Consider the following 19,800-nt stretch of genomic DNA (forward strand, 5'->3'; position numbering starts at 1 on the left):
AAAACATTTAAAACGGCACTTCTGGAAGGGTCCTTAACTCAGAACGACCACTTTTGGGGGTTCTTCCACAGGACCCCATATACCTATGTTATTAGCAATACAGGAAGTAAGGTTTTAAATAGTCTGGCTTTGATTGATACGCCGCTGGGTACAATTCGCTGTCCCGGCATATCTTTAAATGCGGGAAGTAGTATGACATGTACTGCGCGTTATCTTACTGTTTTCGGGGATATGAAGCATGGTCAGATTACCAATACCGCGGTAGTGACCGCACTAGCGCCCAATGGTTTTAGCGTGCAAGCCCAAGCCAGTGTCACTATTACCTTGGATGAGGAGTTTATTCGGCAAGAAACCAAGGAGGCTATCAACGGGTTCCTTAACGCGCGTGCGCAGTTAGTTTTTACCAGTGGACCAGCGCGTCATCGCCTTATTAATCGTTTGAAACCACGCTCTCAAAATTGTAATGGTCAATCTAAGATTAATTTCACACCTGGCAATGATAAAATAGCCTTGCATGCTAGTACTAGCCTTAATGAATTATGCACTCCTGAACGTCAGTGGGATGTTTGGGCAGAAGCTTCAGGACTTTATTATCAGCAAAATAAAGCCAGCATTAAGCGTCATGGCGACTTTGGAATTGGCTACTTAGGAGCGGATTACTTAGTGAATCCTTCTGTGGTATTAGGCGCGTTAGCTGAGGGGGATGTGCTCCGTCAGAATCACTCCTCTGGAGTGCTCGATGCGTATGGCCAAGGTTGGATGTTTGGACCTTATCTCAGTGCGCGTTTGCTGTCGGATATTTATTTACACACCCGTGCGGCGTGGGGAGGGACTAGCAACACCATGAATGTATTTGGTTTATACCAGGATTCATTTAAAACCAGACGTGGTTTTTATAATGCCGAGCTTGTTGGCGATTGGCACTATCAAACATGGTCTCTTTCTCCGACTGTCGGATTAAGTTATTATCATGAATTCCAACCCCAATTCATGAATGCGCTGGCCATTATTATTCCCAAGCAGCAGATTAATTTGGGCGAGGTGAATGCTGGCCCCGATTTTTCTTACCAATTTTCAACCGCACAAAATCATAATGTGACCTTGCGTTTATCTCTGCAAGCCTTGTATCATTTTGCTTATCAGGACGAGGAGCAATGCTTAATCAATCCTTGGGCTGGAAGGATTAAATTAGGTGCCGATTTAAGATTACATTCAGGCCTTACCATCTCGCCTATGGCCACTTATGAGGGGCTAGGAACTAATGCCTATCAGGCTGTGGGTGGGCAAATACAAATGCATATGCCTTGGGATTAATCGAGAATACCCTACCAGAATCCGCAAAGCTAGGCTGGCTTTGCGGATGCAACAGCGCATTGATTACCTTATTCGGCTCCAATGTACTGAACCATCCCACCCACTGAGGCATATTAGGGTTTTATATGAATTTCGCCGAAGGATAGTAAAAGGCTCCAATAACAGGAAATTCTTAAGCTTTAATCCGGCGATTTGCAAAGAGGCTAAGAAAGAGATCTGCAAAACGATAAGAAGAACAGGTATTCGCAGTCGAAGTGAATTAAGTTTGCAGGAGGTCGCAGATAGGCTAAATCCGATGCTCTACGGATGGATTAATTACTACGGAAAATATAACAAATCGGCATTAAAACCTGTCATGCGACAAATAAATTTCACACTAATTAAGTGGAGCATGAATAAATACAAGGCTTACAGATTCAGTAAGGCAAAAGCAACTCAATTGATGATCGAGACTTTTGAAAAGCAACCTTGGCTATTTGCTCATTGGAAACAGGGAGTCAGTGGTTCATTTGTCTGATGGAAGCCGGATGAAGCGAGAGTTTCACGTCCGGTTTTGCGTTCAGGAAAGGCTGGCGCGTTCAGTAGGGGATAAACCTACCAGGGAAAAAGTTAGAACCCTGTAGCTCGGGTAGCAACATGGCGGGAGACCAAGATGTTGAAGCCTACCGACAACATTATCTAAAGGATAATGGCGAGTTACCAGGCTGCAGCGAAAGCAAACACATAGGTGGCCTCGAAAGTGCGTAGTCCCGAAGGTCGAGCTTGCAACCGTAAAGCGAAGACAGCATGTGTAGTTGAAATCTGACTGATACAACTACATCACTTCGGCGGGGTGGTAGTGGTGGCATGGTAATGAGGACACGTATAAGCAACTGGAGAAGCCCGTCTCGCCCCAGAGAGAAATCCTCTGGAGCAAGGTAGATTTTATAACTGGCAAACCAGGAAGTGAATCGAAGGCGAGCGGGTGGCGGACGGGTGTGTAGTAGCGATGAAACGAGGTAACGCTCGTGGAGCAAAGGCACCCTGCTAGTAACATTCTCTAACAACAAGGGAGGCAAAGGTGACAATGACAAAAACACCTGGCAATTTGCAAGACCTGAGAAGGAAGATATATATCAAAGCGAAGGCGGAACCGTCTTGGCGATTTTGGGGCATTTACATTCACGTATGTAAAATAGAAACACTCCGAGAAGCTTACCTACTTGCGAAGCGAAATAATGGCGCACCTGGAACTGATGGAGTGACATTTGATGCAACCGAGATGGAAGGCAGGGAAGAGTTCCTTACTAAGATACATCAGGAATTAATAACAAAAACTTACTACCCAAATAGAAGTAGACAAAAGGCGATACCGAAGGCTGGGGGCAAGACCAGGACTTTAAGTATTCCATGTATACGAGACCGAGTAGTGCAAGGAGCACTCAAGTTGATTCTCGAGCCCATATTCGATGCGGATTTTCAAAAAGGATCATACGGATATCGCCCCAAACGGACGGCGCATGAAGCAGTTGAGAGGGTAACGGAAGCCGCGATCAAAGGAAAGATGATAGTGATTGATGTTGATCTCAAAGCTTACTTTGACACGGTGGTGCACTCGATCTTATTAGAGAAAGTCGCAGCCAGGGTGGATGACAAAGACGTCATGCATCTACTGAAATTAATCCTCAAAACCAGTGGAAAGCTCGGCATACCTCAGGGCGGCCCTTTGTCACCATTGGCTAGTAACATCTATCTGAATGAGATAGACAAAATGCTAGAAAAGGCGAAAAAGGTAACCAGTGGTGACGGATATCAGCACGTAGAATATGCAAGATGGGCGGACGATATCGTAATACTGATCGATGATCACCCAAAATGGCACTGGCTAAGAAAAGCGGTGCACAAAAGGCTTCGAGAAGAATTAGTGAAACTGAAGGTTGAGCTAAACAACGAGAAAACAAAGACAGTCAATCTAAAGAAAGGAGAAACGTTTAGTTTCTTGGGTTTTGATTTTCGAAGAGGAAAAACAAAACAAGGAAAATGGGGAATCCAGAAAACGCCAAAAATGATGGCGCGAACTAATCTCTTACGGAAACTAAAAGAAATATTCCGCAGACATCTGTCACAACCGATCGACCGCGTTATATATCTAATTAATCCGATTTTAAGAGGTTGGGTGAACTACTTTAGAGTTGGAAATACAAGTCGATGTTTTACTTATGTTAAGGACTGGGTAGAAAAGAAGGTTAGGCGTAATTTAATGCGTGCCAGAAAATTGGGAGGCTTCGGCTGGGAAAGGTGGAGTAGAGAATGGATGTATCAAAAACTAGGGCTATTCTCAGACTATCAAATACGATACTACGTTCCGAAAGTGTCACCAGTCAGATAGGTCACATAAGCTTGATACGAAGGTACTAGGAAAGCGTAGTGCGGGAAAACCGCATGCTGCGTTTGACGTGGCGGGAGCTGGAAACGGGAAGATAATATTCACCGCACCAGTTCTCGACCCTACTTGCGAGCAGCTGAGGGGGAAGTTCCTTTGGCTGACTCACCGGCGGTATTATTTCACCAACACTTGCGGTGATAGCTCTCTCAGGGCTTGAAACTAAATTAGTCAGCACAAGGAAAAGACAGCGGGATAAGGAAAAGATTCACATGATCACTTATGCCGATGATTTTATAGTAACTGCTGCAAGTGAGCAATATCTAAAGGACAAGGTAATACCGACCTTAATAGCGTCACTAAAAGAAGTCGGCTTGGAGTTATCCATTGAGAAAAGCAAAATAACCAAAATAGAAGACGGATTCAATTTTCTTGGATTCAATGTCCGGAAATATTCGTGTGGGAAACTATTAATCAAGCCATCCAAGGCAAGTATTAAAACGTTTCTCGAAGACTTCAGGACGGGGTCTTTGTAAATGTTACGTTTCCAAATTTAAAGCGACTCTAGCTTTCATGCTATAGGTATGCCCTTTGTTTTGATTATTCTATCAAATAAGATTTATTAAAATAATTTAATTAACATGTCATTAAGAGCATATGTATTTGACGAAATATGCATTTAATGACATAATGTACTCATGAACTGGAAAATTATATTTCAAGAAGATTTTGATTCGGAATTCGATGAGCTTAGCGAGATAGTTCAAAACGAATGCTTCGCACATTTGAAAGTTTTAGAAAAATTTGGACCAGAGTTAGGTCGTCCTCATGTAGATACCTTAAAAGGCTCTAAGCATTCTAATATGAAAGAACTTAGGTTTAATGCTAATAATGGTGTATGGAGGCTGGCATTTGCGTTTGACCCTATCCGTCAAGGAATTTTGCTTATTTGCGGTGATAAATCAGGTGGGAGCGAAAAGCGTTTTTATAAAGAGTTGATTAGAAAAGCTGATCAGAGGTTTGATAAGCATTTATCGAGCATAAAGAAGTGAGGTGAATTATGGCTAGATCGCTTAATGATAAAATGAATTCTCTATCCGAGGAGAGAAAAAATATAATCCAAGATAGAGTTAATCAATTAATTGCTGAGGAAATGACTTTGAGAGATTTGCGTTTAGCTCTTGAGAAGACTCAGCAAGATATTGGTGAAATTTTACATATGAAACAAGACGGAGTATCTAGGCTAGAGAAGCGATCAGATATGTTAATTTCAACTCTAGGCAAATATATTTCAGCAATGGGGGGATCATTAAAATTGATGGCCGAGTTTCCTGATAGAGCTCCTGTGGAAATTCATGGTATTTCAAATATTAAATCTCATTAATCGGATGCTAATTTAAAATCATTTGAGATTTCTTCTCAGTCTCTCATGCCACAACCAGTAATTACGACGATGGCAATATCTTAGCATTAAATGGTTGCTTCGAAAGCCATATCGGCTGTGGGGATACGGGCATAAATATCTATACTACTGCGATATAAAACGCGATCGCGCTCGAGGCCTAATGTGTACGTAGCCCCTATTTTCGGACAACATTAGTTCCCATTTCAAAATAGAGTAAATGAGCCGCTTGCTCTTCGATGCTGGGATACAGATATTCGCCACCAAAGCTTTGAACAATAGAACTTAAAATTCCAATAAAGCGCTCATCCTTAGAGCTACCAAATAAAACAGAGGCTTCTTTTTGCTCTATAAGAGTTTCTCTCAAACGGCCAATTGCCTCAACGGCTTCCTGCGGTTTAATCACATCAATTACCCGTTCATTTAATCCGCCTTTTGGGAAATTACCTGTATCATACTGGTTTAATAAGACAAAGCTATGAGTGTACTGCGTTAACACCGATAAAAGGCCACTTGCTTCAGAATATCCCAGCGCTTCAAGTGGTACTTTTTGAAACAATGCTACGGTCTCTTTTAGTCGATTGATTTGCTCTTTGTGTTGGTGCAATTGGGATTCATTCAAAGCATACCCTTGTACTAAATACTCCTTGAGTACTTTACTAGCCCAAACTCTAAATTGCGTTCCTTGCTTTGAATTCACCCGGTATCCGACAGAAATAATAGCATCCAGATTATAATGTCTGACTTTACGCTTGACTCTCCTTGTTCCTTCAAAACGAACTACCGAGTAATCCTCGGAGGTTGCCGTATCTGACAGTTCTCTTTCGGCATAGACATTCTTTAAATGCAGTCCAATATTATCAGTGGATGTTCCAAATAATTCAGCCATCTGTTTCTGACTCAGCCAAATGGTTTCAGATTCAAGTCGCACCTCTATTTGAAAGCTGCCATCTTCAGCTTGATAGATAAGAGCCTGTTTTTGATTCATGATGGTACCATTAGCGCTCATGTCCCTATTCATTTAAATATCCTCAAAATGGTAGGTGCCATAAATTTGAATGAGGGATAGTTGAAAAAAGAAATAGGGGTTCGTTGAACTGGATGGTATTGAGAAATCTGACGGTGCTCAAGGTTGGAGTAAGGAAAGGTTTTAACATGAGCAAAATAAATGTTATTTAATAGTTTAAGGCGCTCAATTGGAAGAATTTCGGGAACTGTTCGCTGTATTTTTTGGAGGTAGTGTTCTAAATTAATTTTTTTCATGGTTCATCCCTTATCCAATATTAATAGTTCTGTAACTTGCGGTTGTACTTATAAATGCTCTAAGGGCAGGGCTGTTGTTTCACAGATGTTTCTTAAAATAAAACTAGAGTGCACACTACTAACACAATTAATACGAGTCAACTGTTCTAACAAAAAAGCTTGATAAGCATTTAAATCGGGTACTATTACTTTCAACAAATAATCAGCGGACTGCCCAGTAATCAAATAACATTGTACCACCTCAGGAATAAAACGAATATGTTCCTCAAATTGCGCCATTACAGCAGGCTGATGGCTGTTTAGGCCAACTAAGATAATCACCGTTAGGTTTAATCCTAGCTTTTCAGGCTCAAGTAGCGCAACTTGTTTTTTAATATAGCCATGATCCATGAGTAAGTTAACACGGCGAAGACAGGAGGATGGTGATAGAGCCACACGCTCAGAGAGCTCTTGATTGCTAATTTGACAATCTTCTTGCAGGATTTCAAGGATCTTTTTATCAATTCGGTCTAATGTCATTTTATTTTAATAAGTATCATGATCATTATTTCATAATAGCATTTTCTTTCGTTTTCTTACGTAAAAATGAAATTTTAATTCAAATTTAATCGTTTTATATTAATTTTTGAAAAAAAATTTCAATCCAAATGCGATAAAATATCTGTTGCTCACAGAGTGGGCAAGATGTGTTTTAGGTTGCTTTATTTTGAGGATGCTTATGTCTGTTTCACGCGTTGTCGCCTGGTTTGTTTGGATTATTGTTTCGATATTTTATGCCTATCAATATATATTAAGAGTGATGCCAAGTATCATGCTTAATGATATTACCTCACAGTTTCATATTAATGCGACAGAGTTTGGTCAATTCTCTGGTGTTTATTACCTTGGTTATTCCTTGCTGCATTTACCTATAGGGATTATGTTGGACCGTTTTGGGCCACGCAAAGTAATGACCGGCTGTATCTTATTGACTGTCATTGGATTATTACCGATTATTTTTGCAGAAAATTGGGCTTATCCATTAATTGGCAGGGCGTTAATTGGCGTTGGCTCTTCAGCAGCAATCTTGGGTGTTTTTAAAATAATTCGCATGACATTTAATGAGCGTCTTTTCCCACGTATGCTAAGTTTATCCGTGATGATAGGACTTCTTGGCGCAATTTATGGTGGTGGTCCCGTAAGCTATTTGTGCCAATGGTTAGGCTATCAACAAGTAGTTGAGATCTTTATTGTAATGGGGCTGGTTTTGGCTTTAATTACTTGGTTTATTGTACCCGATGCCAAGCCAGTTCAACACGAATCAGTCCGTGCCAATATAAAAGCCATTTTTACTAACAGTAAAATCATGATGATGTGCTTTTTTGCAGGCTTAATGCTTGGACCACTTGAAGGATTTTCTGATGTCTGGGGTCCTGTCTTCTTAAAAGAGGCTTATCAGTTAAATAGTGCTACAGCCACTTATCTTCCTTCAATGATTTATTTGGGTATGTGCTTTGGAGCGCCAGTATTAAGCTTTATCGCCGAAAAAACGGGTTATTACTTAGGAACTATTATTATTTCAGGCATTATCATGTGCTTAATCTTTGCCTTATTAATTACAGGCATTTTAGCAGTACCCAGCATTACTGTAAGTTTTGCGCTAGTAGGGGTTTGTTGTGCTTATCAGATTTTAGCTATCTATAAAATATCGACTTATGTACCCGAAGATCTGGCAGGTCTTGCCACTGCAATTGCAAATATGATCATTATGATTTTTGGTTATGCCTTCCACTCATCAATTGGTTTTGTGATTAATGCTTATGGTGGGGTTAATGATCCACAAGCTTTTGTTTATGGAATTGGGGTAATTCCTGTAACTTTGGCAGCAGGGGTAATCGGATTTTTTATTCTGGCTTATCAGGAAAGATTTTGCTTAACTCGTGTGAGCGCGGCCTAAAAATTAGTTGATGTAGCCTCCAGGCTACATCAACTAAGCTACGATGCTAACCTCAGCGTGGTTTTATAATCACGAGCAAATTGTATCAATGTATCTAAAATATCTTTTCCTTCTTGAGACAAACCAATATCAGTAGCCATTTCTGTCTGAATAGTAGTAATTAGCTCTTCCGGGCTTGGATTAACGTGAGCTTTAATTGCTTGCGCAATTTTTATAAACAATGCGTTATCACCATGTTTGAATAACACGGCATGCGTTATTACCGGTAAACGATCTGTAGGCTCAATATTCATAAGACAGGAGCATAGTTGCCTTTGTAAGGGGATTGCATGTTTTAATGTTTGATAGAGATTAAGTAGTAAGGATATATTTTTATTGTTTATATTAATCTCTTCATTACAAGAAATGCCATGCTGCACATACCAGGATAAAATTTTACTAATGGTCGGGATATGTCTTTGATAAATCGCAAGATGTAGGGTGGAAATAAAACCCTTATTTATTCTAGGTTCAACCCCTTGAGTCAATAATAAATCCACTAAATGATAGTGTTGTTGACGAATAGCCAGATCAAGTAGGTTAACACCTTGGTGTATTTGTCCAAAATTAGCTCCATACTCTGCAAGTAAGCTAACCAGAGGAAGCGCTCCGTTTTCAATTACGGTGAGTAAACAAGATAATTCATCAGGACTATTAATCCGAGTTGAGGCGCCATACTGGAGCAGCAATTGAGCCATTTTAAAATTATTTTGAAGGCAGGCAATATAAAGAGGGCTCATCAGTGAACAGGGGGAATTCGCCGGTCGGCTCAATGCATTCGGATCCGCCCCACCTTCCAATAACTGTTGCGCCAAAAGCAGGTTATGGGACCATATTGCCCGATGTAACAACGTGACGCCATATTGATCTTTTTCATGAACCACATCACGGTGCTGAATTAATAACTTGAGCATCTCGCTGTTTTCATGACGCAGAGCACACATTGCTGCCGTATGATTTGCATAAAATGGTGCAAACACAGCGCCAAAAAAATCCAGTGCTCTCGGACTCTTATCATCGGGGTGAATTAACTCAGGGACTGCAGGTTTTCTAAGTAAGGAATCAACCTGGGCATTCTTTTCTAATAAATAATCGACTACTGCTAGATGCCTCTTAAGTAAAGCGATAATAACAGGGCTCATGCCCGTAGATGAGCTGGCATTGACGTTTGCGCCATGGGCAATTAAAAGTTTGACCTTATCTAAGTCACCGAAATTGCTAGCAATGTAAAGAGGAGTAACATTCTCTATGGAGTGAAATAATGACTCACTTGGTTCTTTGAGTCGTATTTTCTTCGTTAGAGGTTGATTCACATCTGCACCATAAGCAATCAATATTCTTGCAACGCGTGCTGAAGCATAATGCAGCGCTGAAAAACCTAAGCCATCTATCGTGTTTACGTCAACACCACGAGCAAGTAATTGTTCTATATTTCTCTGGGCATTAGCTATAACGGCTAAATGCAAAGGAGATAAATGGTCGGTGGGATAATCATCAAGCTCTGTGGTCATAATTTGTTGCGCTGCGTTTTTTTCATCGATAAATTGATTACAAAGTTGTTCAAGTTCTTTAGAATCAAAAACAAGGTCTTTATTTTGCTTGGGAATTATTATCCCTAGAGGGATGTGTGTGCCTTTGGATTCATTTTTATAAACAGTGCTAAGGATAAAATCAGATAGGGAATCTATATTCGTGAAGGGCGAGATTGTTTTTAAATGATTCGCATTATAATAAATCCATTCATTTGATGATAATTGATGATAAATCGCAAAAACTTGTCGCCCTGTACTGATTAAAATGGGGGCATTGGCTGGTAGTTTTTGTAATACCTCAGTGAATCTGTGTTTAGGTAAAACCTGGTACGATTCAAATTCAGAACGAGCTATGGTGTCTTGGTCATGGGGAGCACCGAGATTACAATGTAGACTTTGCATCGTTTCCAGCATATCAATAAACTCGTCCATGAGGGGCTCTGCGGGAATTTCTACGCTTAATAAGCAATGCCGTTCTTGAGGGCTAATATGTAACGATGAAACTAATTGTTGAATTTGATCGCGAAAGGGTAGCTTTTTAAGCCCAGGAAATTGAGCCAAAAGTTCTTTGTATTTTTCATCTGCTTGGAGCCATTCTTGGGTTTCCTTAAGCCGCACAACCTGCTCTAATAAATATTCATCTTCTTTCCAGTCATGAATGCTATCGAGTAGGCTATAAAACTTATTCCATTCTTTAGTCGCGGCAAACTTACAGAATAAAAGCCCTAAGCCTAGACTATAACCAGGTATTAATGTGTTTGTTAATTTAATGCGGCCTCGATTAATACAATAAATATTTATCTTCTCTTCGATTAGCCATTCTTTTTTGGGTTGAGTCATAACAACTTACATCAAAGTTACTCTTCTTAATTATAGTCGGCATTAGTTCAATATCTAACCCAAAAGCCAAGCAATAATCACATGATTCACAAATACAACAATAAATCATCATCTATACTAGAAAATAATATTCTCAAGAAAATAGGAAGTACTCGTGCTTGCTCCTTAATTCGACCTCAATAATCCTGGGAAAACAATTATGATGAATACTACAGAAGTAATTTGGCAAAATGGGGTTTTTGTACCATGGACTGAAGCAAAAACACATGTTCTGTCTCATACACTTCATTACGGTGGTGGTGCATTTGAAGGGATCCGTTTTTATAAGACAGAGCAAGGTCCTGCCATTTTTCGATTAGAAGATCATATTAATCGTCTCTTTTATTCTGCTTCAGCATTAAGAATGGTTTTAGAGTATTCCAAAGAAGAGGTTATTGATGCAATTAAAGATGTCGTTGCGATAAATAAGCTTGATGAGGGGTATATACGTCCGATAGCTTTTTATGGCTATGGAAAACTGGGAGTAAATCCCATTGGCAATCCAGTAGTTTTGGCAATTGCCTGCTGGCCATGGGGAGCCTATCTACCCCATGAATGTGTGGATATCAAAACTAGTTGTTATATACGCATTCATCCTGATTCAACCATCGTTGATGCTAAACTTTGTGGTCATTATGTTAATAGTATTCTTGCGTCGTTAGAGCTACAGGGAACTCATTATCATGAGGCTTTATTTCTTGACTCGAAGGGTTACATCACTGAAGGCTCAGGCGAAAACTTTTTCATGGTTAAAAATAGCCTGATTTACACTCCTAAATTGGGTGGAATTCTCTCAGGCATTACCCGAAACACCATTATGCAGTTAGCGCGCAATCTAGGTATTGAGGTCATTGAAGAAAATATTACCGTAGATGAAGCATATCAAGCAGATGAAGCATTTTTTACGGGAACAGCCGCTGAGGTCACTGCAATTCGTTCAATTAATGACAAACATTTTGGGCAAGAGGGAATTGGTCCCATTACAAAATTAATAAAAGCGGCATATATGGAACTGGTTCGGGGTAAAAATAGTCAGTTTCAGAGTTATTTGACCTATTTAACTAAGTAGTTGTTTCACAAAGGTGGGCATCAATGAAAACCAAAATCAGCATTTTTATAGTCCTCTGCCTGTGTTATTTCCCCTCATACTCTTTTAACAAAAATAGCTTACCCAATGACGTAGTGACCACATTAAATACGCTATATGAAAAAGATAAGGGAATAACTCAAGGCAAGCAGGCATCTTATATTCCAGAGTTGGCAAAGGTTGATTCAGAATTATTTGCGATTTCTATTGTAACTGTTGATGGGCAATCGGTGTCAGTAGGTGATGCAGACACCTTATTTTCCTTGCAATCCATGTCCAAAATTTTTGCCTATGCCTTGGCATTGGCGGATAATGGTGAGGAAATTATGTTTAATAACATTGGTCTTGAGGCAACGGGAGAACCCTTTAATTCAATTCGCTCTCTGGAGCAGAATACACCTCATAATCCCTTTGTTAATGTCGGTGCCATACAAACCACGAGCTACATTAAGGGGGATAATTCAACTCAGAAATGGAATCGTCTTTTATCGTTTATTGGGAATTTAAGTGATGGCAAACCATTTTTAAGCCAGAAAATTTATGAATCCGAATCAAAAACCAATAACCGCAATCATGCAATAGCTCAATTACTAAAATCCCGTCACATGCTTATTGGGGAGCCTGATGAGGTTTTAGATAGATACACCAAGGCCTGTTCGATTATGGTAAATACCAAGCAATTGGCTTTAATGGGGGCAACTTTAGCAAATCATGGAGTTAATCCAATCACCAAACAACAGGTTATTACTTCTGAATTTGTACGTGATGTCTTGTCTGAAATGGTAATCAACGGGATTTATGAAAAAAGCGGTTCCTGGTTTGTTACTATTGGTATTCCATCAAAAAGCGGAGTGAGTGGAGGGATCATTGCGATTATACCCAATAAAATGGCGATTGCGGTTTATTCTCCTCGTCTTGATAAGGCTGGTACCAGTGTTCGTGGGCAAGCTGTTCTTAAGGCGCTTTCTCGTAAGTGGAAATTGCATTTGTTGGATCAGCGATAAGGCATGAACGACCGAATTACCGTGACGTGACCATGATATCCCTATTTAGAGCTTGAATCCCACTCCGAGCTTATGGATACTCCAGTCAAGCCGCGGGAATTGGGGAGCTAGTGTTAACAAAAGCTTGCTCTTCATTTTGTTGTGCCATAACCATAGGCTTTAATTCCTTTTGGTACTTTAAACCTTCAAGTTTTTTCACTACCTCAGGGTCTAGCTCTAAATCATGGTGTCGAGCTGGTGCTGTGGTAATGTTCAACATACTCGCCATTTTTGCTGGCGAACTTTGCTTTAAGTTCTGCGGCGATTTCTGCTTTAAAGCATACATTGCATCCGCAATGGCAGGAATAGTCAGATTGGGTCCTTTTTCCTCAGACCACCAGCCTAAATCACTCATAGCTTCACGAACATAATCTCCAGCTTGCGTCTGATTTTTCAGTGCATAACTTAAAATTGTCATCAATGCTGTTTGAGGAGCCGTATAATCAATAGGTAATCCTTTTCTAGAGTAAGACCACAAACCTAAGAAACTTCCATGCAATTTCTCATGATATTTTTCTCTAAATAAGTGACACAATTTTTCAGCAGTTTGCTCCGTTGGCGCTGAAACATCGTACCTCGCCAAGCCTTTTTTATCGTGGACAAATCGGTCCATCAATAAAGCATGCATCGTAGCAGTAGGGTGGACATCATCCCAAAACAGATGTTTACATCCAGGAGAAGTTCCCTCAGGAGTGATTTGAAAATCTTTTGAAGAAACATAGGGTTCCTTAAGTTTGCTTTGATCAAAATACTCAGCATATTTTGACTGCTCACCGTGGGTAAGAACATCTTGATAAATTTTACTAAAAACTGAATTAATATCAAAAAGTTCTATCGTACAATTAGGATGCCTTGCTTTTAACTCATTGTATTTTAATTTAAGTTGGTTATTAAAATATTCGGATACTTTTCGTGCATTAGCGCGCTCTTCTTCGGAGCGATTTTGAAAACGTGGGGTTAACGATAAGTCCGGTGCGTTACATACAACCGCATGATTATAACCTTTGGCTAGTAGACGCTCAAGACTTTCCATGGTTGCTTTCACCGCCAAATCAGCGACAGCTTCCATAGGCTTTGAATTCGCCGTAATTAAGTCATTAGCCCCAGAAAACAAGGTAACCAAGGTTTTATCTTTCTGTTCCTGAGTAACCTCTCGCTTTTCGTTATTTTCCAAGAATTGAGTAATCTGCTCCGGTAAGTTGGAAACGATTAAACGAGTAAAAAACAGTTTTATTGCCGTAAACGGTGCGAAAATAGAAAGGAATTTGGTTGACCATTTGTAATTATGAGATGTAGAACCACCTTGGCTATTGTTTTCAAGAAACACTTGGCCATTAAAACAAGCTTTACGACTACTATCAAGCGAATAGCTATCTTGTATGTGGGGATCTAAAATAAATTTGTCGGCTAAATCATCGCTAGATTCTTGGCGCTCAGTATTTAAAGATCCCTGATCGGCATTTTTATCATGAGCAAGAATGGCATCCGCAGCATCCGCATTATCGAGAAAATAACCTTTAGCGTTAGGCTTCGTTGCTTCTTGAGCAACTAAAAGCACCTCTTCAGCATCTTGTTCTCTTTTCTTACGCTTTACTAGAACTGATTGGTCATGGACCTCATTCCAGGTGAATTTTTTACGATCTGCATGAGTCTGGGAAATTACATCATCACTGATGTCTGCATTATCCAGATTATGTCGACTGAAGTCATGAACCGAATCTTTTTTTATTTGCGTATCATTTGCAAATTTGCTAACAAGTCTTGCTTTTAGCGCATCCGCCCAAGTGTATCCATTAGTAAATCGTTCGTGGGGTGATTTATCTAATCCAAGCATTTTTAACCATAACCATCTTGCCCATGAGCCTAAAAAAGAAGCTTTTTCACCCATATTTTTGCCGTCAGAAAGACTATCACCAAAGATTACAAAGTAATTTATTTCTGGTTTTTTCTTGGCATCAACGCTTAAGTGCTCATTAGGCTGTTTCGAGATAGTCATAGTCAAAACCTGTTCAGAGTGAATTATAGTTGGATATTTTATCTAAAAATTATTAAGGTTTTATTAGGCCGTAGCTCAGACACTCAATTATGCGTATTGAATCGTTATCAAACTAAATCATTCATTGCAGTTCCTAGAACGGTGAGAGTAGGAACTCAATTTGTTATATTAGCCTGGTTAATCTCGAAAAAATGATAAAATCCAATACAAATACCAACCACAAAAGTCAAATAGTAATCAATGGGGCTGGATTTTTAGCCTTTTCTACTCGGATTTTTGCATCACAGCACAAGTTTCGGAGCGCTAGGCCTAAATAAGAATACATAAAAAATGTCTAGCTCATATCCTATACGAGTGTCACTAGTCAACGGTGCACGATAAATCAGTTAGTGAAATTGCTAAAACGCTTAACGTCCATAAAGCCACAATTTATCGCTTACAGAATTCAATAGAGTTGGCTTAAGTGACTTGGCTGTTCCATTGCTCCCCAAGGGCGAGATACCATCTGACCAACATCAAAATAATATCTTGCTTAAAATGTCGCCATTTAAATCTGAGCATCGTTAACTTTTCCTATGCAAAAAGAAAGAGTCTACTCTGGGAATTAATTTTTTGCGACAAAACCCTTTTTTGGGGGATTACCCACAAAATTACATTTGATTGCTGATTGCTTCTACATTATTAATAGCTTCTTTGAAGTTCTCGATACGATTAGCAGAATCAGTGTTCGTCTTGAACAGGGTTAACTGGCCATTGTAGATTGATCTACTAACTATAATGATTAACCCGATTCCAGTTAACGCAGCTAACAAATTAACAATAAGATTTTTTGCCACTCCACGGTGTTTTTGCAGAGTTTCAATGTTGTCATGTTGCCCTTCTAAAGCAGTCTGAGTATCTTGCTTATACTGTTCGAAGGAATAATTTGGATCATGAAAATATCTCTTTAAGAAAGGATTTACTGCTCCCAGCAACTCGTTCATTGCATCTTTTGTATCTTGATTTTCGGCATCTACGTTATCATCAAACTGTTTACGTTTTTCATTTAACTTGTTACATGCATCAATAACTTTTGCCATTTGAGCTAACCGAGTCTCGTCTTTATCATTACTCAAATAAGTAGGTGCTGTCATTTTTGGGTTTTCAGTTGTCAATGGATCTAATTTCTTGTTTGTATCTTTGGCTTCGACAGAAATAGTTAGCTCGTTATTTTTTGATTCATTAATATACGTCAAAGCACGTTTTTTAATTTTAGCCTTATAGCCAACCATACTATTATTTATCTCTTTAAAAACACCTAGCCCTTTATCATAAATTAATTTTTTATGATTCGATACAAACACCTCAATTGATTTTCCATTAGGCTGCTTAATATTCTTATTAAGAAACGAGCTATTTAAAATTTGGATTGATTGAGTATGTTTAATTAATGAGCCTAAGTTTTTAGGAAGATTTCCTAGGGGAATATAGTTCAATTTGCTAAGCATTTTACTCAATTCTGCTCTATCGATTCCCTCAAATGGCCTCTCTTCATCATCTTGCTCATTATCAAATTGTTGTTCTACCCAATCTTGATAACTCCTGAATTGTCCTAAAGGCCCCTTACTTTCTTTCCCATCTAGTTGCTCATGCAGATTGTTTATTTTGGATAGATTTACAGCAGTAACAATGGAAAAATAGGCACAACTTTCTTGATCTCTTTGGATTGGAGGCCCAGCAAACGAGATTTTTGCCTCAGGACAATATTTTTCAATCATCAGCAAAATATTGAGGTCATAGGATAAGCAATTTGCAAAATCCAATACAAAAAACTTCAGTTCACCGTTGATTCTTTGTATATCAAGCGTTAGCCAATGGCCAACAAACTTATCATTGTATTTAAGTACTATTTGAAATCGTTCATCCTTCGCTTTCTCGCTATTTAGCCGCTCTAACAATTTCGGAAACTCGTCAAGATTAGGATTTTTTACGTCAATATTTAATACATCGCAATTAAATGTACGGTTTTTTTCACTTTGTTGTTTTTGGGTGCTTTCAATAGCTACTTTCATCGCATCAACACTGAGCAAAGAACTTTCTGCTCTAAATTCGTTAATTATTTCTTGGTGGTCTTTCATAACATGAGGATCTTATAACAAAACTATGACATTAATTATACCAAATGATCACAATAAAAACAACGGGGTGTGCATTATTTGTCATAGAAAAATAGAAATGGCACTTACCTTATTATGTTTATGTTTATGTTTATGTTGAAGTTGCGAGTGCTCTCTCCTCGAATAGCAGGGGTAACGACCCCATCTGTGTCAGAATTTAGGGTTTTACCGCATATGGGCCTTGGGGAGTAATACACAGGAGGCATTATTAGAGGAAATAGATATTAAAGAAACGAAAGCAAGTATTGTGAATAAATTGAGTCGCGGAACATTCCAGTTTGCTTTTTTTTTGCAATGTGCCGCCGTAATTGGAATTGAAAATGTAAGAATAGCAGAGCTTATTGCTTTAGATAAAAAGGTTAAATAAAAGTGTCACTGAGATTGCTACTATTGTAATAGTAATCAATATTCATGGAGTACCAACAAATTTGCAGATAATAAGAATGAAGTGATCTACTTAACTAATCGACCTCATACATATTAAAAACTTGCATGCACTATAGAGGTAGAGTCATCATCACTTCTAAAAAAACGTTTGGTTGCCATATAAAGATCATAGAATTTCGATTTTGATTCTTGAGTTTTTGCATGCAACGCCTCAATTATATACAACCTTAACTCATGCTCTGTGTTTGAGTTCATGCTGGTTGGACTATTCCCTTTTTGCTCCCATTTTTGAACAGCTCCATGAGTCTCATGCGCAACTTTTTCACCAAACTCTCATAAAGGCATCGAAAAGTACGAACGAATAAACCTCACCTGATTACCAGTTAATCTTGTTTCTTGAACAGCTAGTTTCTTGATCACCTCATCAGCCACTTTCTGCACATCGATACGAGGATGCCAATCATTTTCTATGAAGCACATTTCCACGTCATCCAATTCGACGGGAAACCCTAGACCATCATATAAATAATTTTTGACTATCTTTGTTTTCATTGCTCTTCTCTCTTTAAATTCTAATAGCAGTAATAATAGGCATTAAATCTTCATTGAAAGTAATAATAATGCGTCACGGCTCTCCATCAACATCACATCCTTCTATACAATATTTCCAATCTTGGGTAAGTTCAGAAAAAGAATGCATTTTAAAGATTACAGATGGAAATGGCACGGTAATCCTTGATGATGAACGTTCTCTGCTTAAAGAAGAGCCGGTCAAACAAAGTTCTTCAACAGCACCAGGTGTAAATGGATTTTTTGGTGGTGGCTACAATGGAACATCGAGTGCGCCAGTGGTGTCTACTACCGGCTTAAATTTAAATTAGCAGGTAGGCCCGTATAGACGACATCGTAATACGGGCTTTCAACTCCCAAGCTCCTAATTAAAACATGGGCGAGGGGGTCTGTGGATGTGTGTGGGTATTCGTGTGATTATGGGTATGACCATGCTGCACAACATGCACATGCGGGTAACCATGTCCATGTTGGTTAGGTAACGGATATCCATGTCCGGCGTTAGGATATTGACCTGGATGACCATGTTGTTGTCCTGAATATCCATGCTGGCCAGTATGTTGATGACTTGGATGTCCATATTGTCCTGTATGTCCTTGGTTAAAAAAACCATTAGGATTACCAGATACGGTTATTTCTTTAGGCATGAATTAGTCCTTAATTTAAATTTTTGATAAAACCCAGAACAATCTGGGTCTTTTAATATAACATTGCTTGATTAGGTCAGCAAATAATAGGCAGCCACTCCAACTTCACTTAAGAATAAAGCTATGGTTGCTATAACCACACTTGGGAAAAAATATCGTTTCCAACTTTTCTTTTTATTGGCACCACCTTTTACAGCTAGAGTATTCGTATGGGTTAACCGAAAGCTGAGAATATCAATAATCGAATCAAGAATAGATTCGTAACATTGGTTGTATTCTAAATGACGTAATTTGCTAAGTAATACGCATAAAACAACTGTAGGTGCGCTGGTGGTAACTGTTAAAGAACAGGGACGATTTCTAATTATCCGCATCTCCCCAATTGATTGGCCACTGGTTAGGCTACCAATTAAATATTGATTCGTGCCGGTAGATTTATACAGATCAACCCCGCCAGAGATTACAATATACAAGTAATCACTGTGTTTGCCTTCTTCAAGTAATGTTTCATTTTTAGAATAAGCCGCACGATGCGATAAGCTCAGAAAAGTATTAAAATTCTTGTCAGAGAGTCCTTTTAATAATTCGCTAGATCTTAAAAGATTGTGTTCTGCTTCAGAAAAGTTATCCATAATGTTCTTCTTATCCGTTCAATGCTGTTTATCCTGTTTTATAGCTATTTTAGCAGAATATAGATAAAATGAATTACTGCGTCTTGACCGCGATAATTGGAGTAAATGCTGGCACGCACACCAATGAACTCACTATTGCGCAAACCTAATTACATACTTACGTAATAGAAATAAGCTCAAAGCCCCAAAAGCACTTACTCCCAAAATAAGTACTGGCTCTAAAGCACAGCCGATGATGGTTGCTAACAGCGAAAAGAAAGGGAGGAACACTAATTGAATTGCAATTTTCCAATATTGATGATCAGTGATGCGCTGTATAAATTCAGTTTGCAGGAAACTGCAAAGCGATAACAAAAATAAAATCCAGTAAAGCGTCACAATACTAATAACCCATCCATAAACAAGCGTCTTAAACCAGTTACGTATATGCCAATCTGGAAGTTCGATTATTAAATAGCCATAGTTATATCCGAAATAGTGTAAGCGGTTAAATAAGTACCTTCTATTTTGGAAAGCACAAGTGAGGTATGCTTCTCAAATCAGCAAGGAGCTGGA

The 19,800-nt window shown here is 39.0% G+C and carries 20 protein-coding genes; 11 read left to right on the plus strand and 9 right to left on the minus strand.

What is annotated here, in order from left to right:
- The 6 genes from ACQY7T_RS07355 to ACQY7T_RS07380 form a co-directional block, all read left to right on the plus strand.
- The coding region (locus tag ACQY7T_RS07355; protein ID WP_428412343.1) for an autotransporter outer membrane beta-barrel domain-containing protein at positions 1-1,314 on the plus strand (1,314 nt) is incomplete at its 5' end.
- 46 nt (positions 1,315-1,360) lie between these two features.
- Positions 1,361-1,831, plus strand: a complete 471-nt coding sequence (locus ACQY7T_RS07360; protein ID WP_428412344.1) for a group II intron maturase-specific domain-containing protein — start codon at positions 1,361-1,363, stop codon at positions 1,829-1,831.
- Between the two features lie 549 nt (positions 1,832-2,380).
- Positions 2,381-3,682, plus strand: a complete 1,302-nt coding sequence (gene ltrA, locus ACQY7T_RS07365; protein ID WP_428412345.1) for a group II intron reverse transcriptase/maturase — start codon at positions 2,381-2,383, stop codon at positions 3,680-3,682.
- A 173-nt stretch (positions 3,683-3,855) separates the two neighbouring features.
- Positions 3,856-4,212 (plus strand): reverse transcriptase domain-containing protein, encoded by a 357-nt coding sequence (locus tag ACQY7T_RS07370; RefSeq protein ID WP_428412364.1) that lies wholly within the window; start codon positions 3,856-3,858, stop codon positions 4,210-4,212.
- Between the two features lie 162 nt (positions 4,213-4,374).
- Positions 4,375-4,728 (plus strand): type II toxin-antitoxin system RelE/ParE family toxin, encoded by a 354-nt coding sequence (locus ACQY7T_RS07375; RefSeq protein ID WP_428412346.1) that lies wholly within the window; start codon positions 4,375-4,377, stop codon positions 4,726-4,728.
- A gap of 8 nt (positions 4,729-4,736) precedes the next feature.
- Positions 4,737-5,060 carry a transcriptional regulator gene (locus ACQY7T_RS07380; protein ID WP_428412347.1) on the plus strand — a complete coding sequence of 108 codons (324 nt, stop codon included), beginning with the start codon at positions 4,737-4,739 and terminating at the stop codon, positions 5,058-5,060.
- Positions 5,061-5,256: 196 nt separating this feature from the next.
- On the opposite strand, the gene ACQY7T_RS07385 is transcribed toward ACQY7T_RS07380, so the two are convergent.
- From ACQY7T_RS07385 to ACQY7T_RS07395, 3 genes are read right to left on the minus strand one after another with little or no spacing between them, the layout of a single operon-like run.
- The gene (locus ACQY7T_RS07385; protein ID WP_428412348.1) at positions 5,257-6,099 is read right to left on the minus strand and encodes a virulence RhuM family protein; all 843 of its coding nucleotides are present in this window, start codon (positions 6,097-6,099) and stop codon (positions 5,257-5,259) included.
- A complete protein-coding gene (locus tag ACQY7T_RS07390) occupies positions 6,096-6,341 on the minus strand; it encodes a hypothetical protein (RefSeq protein ID WP_428412349.1) in 246 nt (81 codons plus the stop codon). The genes ACQY7T_RS07385 and ACQY7T_RS07390 overlap by 4 nt, the downstream gene beginning before the upstream one ends.
- Before the next feature lie 48 nt (positions 6,342-6,389).
- Entirely contained in the window at positions 6,390-6,860 is a 471-nt protein-coding gene (locus ACQY7T_RS07395; protein ID WP_428412350.1) for an Lrp/AsnC family transcriptional regulator, read from the minus strand.
- Positions 6,861-7,059: 199 nt separating this feature from the next.
- On the opposite strand from ACQY7T_RS07395, the gene ACQY7T_RS07400 reads away from it, so the two are divergent.
- Positions 7,060-8,277: an MFS transporter gene (locus ACQY7T_RS07400; RefSeq protein ID WP_428412351.1), complete on the plus strand. Its 1,218-nt coding sequence runs from the start codon at positions 7,060-7,062 to the stop codon at positions 8,275-8,277.
- A 38-nt stretch (positions 8,278-8,315) separates the two neighbouring features.
- On the opposite strand, the gene ACQY7T_RS07405 is transcribed toward ACQY7T_RS07400, so the two are convergent.
- Entirely contained in the window at positions 8,316-10,688 is a 2,373-nt protein-coding gene (locus tag ACQY7T_RS07405) for an ankyrin repeat domain-containing protein (RefSeq protein ID WP_428412352.1), read from the minus strand.
- 199 nt (positions 10,689-10,887) lie between these two features.
- Between ACQY7T_RS07405 and ACQY7T_RS07410 the strand changes: the two genes are divergently transcribed.
- Positions 10,888-11,796, plus strand: coding sequence for a branched-chain amino acid transaminase (locus tag ACQY7T_RS07410; RefSeq protein WP_428412353.1), 909 nt, complete (start codon positions 10,888-10,890; stop codon positions 11,794-11,796).
- 23 nt (positions 11,797-11,819) lie between these two features.
- On the plus strand, positions 11,820-12,818 hold the full coding sequence (glsA, locus tag ACQY7T_RS07415; RefSeq protein ID WP_428412354.1) for a glutaminase A: 999 nt from the start codon (positions 11,820-11,822) through the stop codon (positions 12,816-12,818).
- Positions 12,819-12,903: 85 nt separating this feature from the next.
- On the opposite strand, the gene ACQY7T_RS07420 is transcribed toward glsA, so the two are convergent.
- Together ACQY7T_RS07420 and ACQY7T_RS07425 are read right to left on the minus strand one after the other, a co-directional pair.
- A complete protein-coding gene (locus ACQY7T_RS07420; RefSeq protein WP_428412355.1) occupies positions 12,904-14,853 on the minus strand; it encodes an SGNH/GDSL hydrolase family protein in 1,950 nt (649 codons plus the stop codon).
- A 650-nt stretch (positions 14,854-15,503) separates the two neighbouring features.
- Positions 15,504-16,970 carry a hypothetical protein gene (locus ACQY7T_RS07425; RefSeq protein WP_428412357.1) on the minus strand — a complete coding sequence of 489 codons (1,467 nt, stop codon included), beginning with the start codon at positions 16,968-16,970 and terminating at the stop codon, positions 15,504-15,506.
- A 220-nt stretch (positions 16,971-17,190) separates the two neighbouring features.
- Here ACQY7T_RS07425 and ACQY7T_RS07430 point away from each other — a divergent pair, with 220 nt between their 5' ends.
- Positions 17,191-17,376: a DUF6471 domain-containing protein gene (locus ACQY7T_RS07430; RefSeq protein ID WP_428412358.1), complete on the plus strand. Its 186-nt coding sequence runs from the start codon at positions 17,191-17,193 to the stop codon at positions 17,374-17,376.
- A gap of 353 nt (positions 17,377-17,729) precedes the next feature.
- On the opposite strand, the gene ACQY7T_RS07435 is transcribed toward ACQY7T_RS07430, so the two are convergent.
- Complete coding sequence (locus ACQY7T_RS07435; protein ID WP_428412359.1) at positions 17,730-17,948, minus strand: hypothetical protein; 219 nt, start codon at positions 17,946-17,948, stop codon at positions 17,730-17,732.
- Between the two features lie 68 nt (positions 17,949-18,016).
- On the opposite strand from ACQY7T_RS07435, the gene ACQY7T_RS07440 reads away from it, so the two are divergent.
- Positions 18,017-18,277, plus strand: coding sequence for a hypothetical protein (locus tag ACQY7T_RS07440; RefSeq protein WP_428412360.1), 261 nt, complete (start codon positions 18,017-18,019; stop codon positions 18,275-18,277).
- Between the two features lie 57 nt (positions 18,278-18,334).
- Here the strand turns inward: ACQY7T_RS07440 and ACQY7T_RS07445 are convergent, their stop codons facing one another.
- Together ACQY7T_RS07445 and ACQY7T_RS07450 are read right to left on the minus strand one after the other, a co-directional pair.
- Positions 18,335-18,613: a hypothetical protein gene (locus ACQY7T_RS07445; protein ID WP_428412361.1), complete on the minus strand. Its 279-nt coding sequence runs from the start codon at positions 18,611-18,613 to the stop codon at positions 18,335-18,337.
- 71 nt (positions 18,614-18,684) lie between these two features.
- Positions 18,685-19,245 (minus strand): Crp/Fnr family transcriptional regulator, encoded by a 561-nt coding sequence (locus ACQY7T_RS07450; protein ID WP_428412362.1) that lies wholly within the window; start codon positions 19,243-19,245, stop codon positions 18,685-18,687.
- Positions 19,246-19,800: the final 555 nt, after the last annotated feature.

This window comes from Legionella sp., assembly GCF_965140895.1.
In the GTDB taxonomy this organism is placed as follows: Bacteria; Pseudomonadota; Gammaproteobacteria; order Legionellales; family Legionellaceae; genus Legionella.

Coding starts and splice junctions, on each gene's coding strand:
- glsA (WP_428412354.1), top strand. CDS start 11,820: ATGAAAACCAAAATCAGCATTTTTATAGTCCTCTGCCTGTGTTATTTC.
- ACQY7T_RS07375 (WP_428412346.1), top strand. CDS start 4,375: ATGAACTGGAAAATTATATTTCAAGAAGATTTTGATTCGGAATTCGAT.
- ACQY7T_RS07410 (WP_428412353.1), top strand. CDS start 10,888: ATGATGAATACTACAGAAGTAATTTGGCAAAATGGGGTTTTTGTACCA.
- ACQY7T_RS07385 (WP_428412348.1), bottom strand. CDS start 6,099: ATGAATAGGGACATGAGCGCTAATGGTACCATCATGAATCAAAAACAG.
- ACQY7T_RS07395 (WP_428412350.1), bottom strand. CDS start 6,860: ATGACATTAGACCGAATTGATAAAAAGATCCTTGAAATCCTGCAAGAA.
- ACQY7T_RS07435 (WP_428412359.1), bottom strand. CDS start 17,948: ATGAAAACAAAGATAGTCAAAAATTATTTATATGATGGTCTAGGGTTT.
- ACQY7T_RS07450 (WP_428412362.1), bottom strand. CDS start 19,245: ATGGATAACTTTTCTGAAGCAGAACACAATCTTTTAAGATCTAGCGAA.
- ACQY7T_RS07425 (WP_428412357.1), bottom strand. CDS start 16,970: ATGAAAGACCACCAAGAAATAATTAACGAATTTAGAGCAGAAAGTTCT.
- ACQY7T_RS07390 (WP_428412349.1), bottom strand. CDS start 6,341: ATGAAAAAAATTAATTTAGAACACTACCTCCAAAAAATACAGCGAACA.
- ACQY7T_RS07405 (WP_428412352.1), bottom strand. CDS start 10,688: ATGACTCAACCCAAAAAAGAATGGCTAATCGAAGAGAAGATAAATATT.
- ACQY7T_RS07420 (WP_428412355.1), bottom strand. CDS start 14,853: ATGACTATCTCGAAACAGCCTAATGAGCACTTAAGCGTTGATGCCAAG.
- ACQY7T_RS07440 (WP_428412360.1), top strand. CDS start 18,017: ATGCGTCACGGCTCTCCATCAACATCACATCCTTCTATACAATATTTC.
- ACQY7T_RS07360 (WP_428412344.1), top strand. CDS start 1,361: ATGCAACAGCGCATTGATTACCTTATTCGGCTCCAATGTACTGAACCA.
- ACQY7T_RS07380 (WP_428412347.1), top strand. CDS start 4,737: ATGGCTAGATCGCTTAATGATAAAATGAATTCTCTATCCGAGGAGAGA.
- ltrA (WP_428412345.1), top strand. CDS start 2,381: ATGACAAAAACACCTGGCAATTTGCAAGACCTGAGAAGGAAGATATAT.
- ACQY7T_RS07445 (WP_428412361.1), bottom strand. CDS start 18,613: ATGCCTAAAGAAATAACCGTATCTGGTAATCCTAATGGTTTTTTTAAC.
- ACQY7T_RS07400 (WP_428412351.1), top strand. CDS start 7,060: ATGTCTGTTTCACGCGTTGTCGCCTGGTTTGTTTGGATTATTGTTTCG.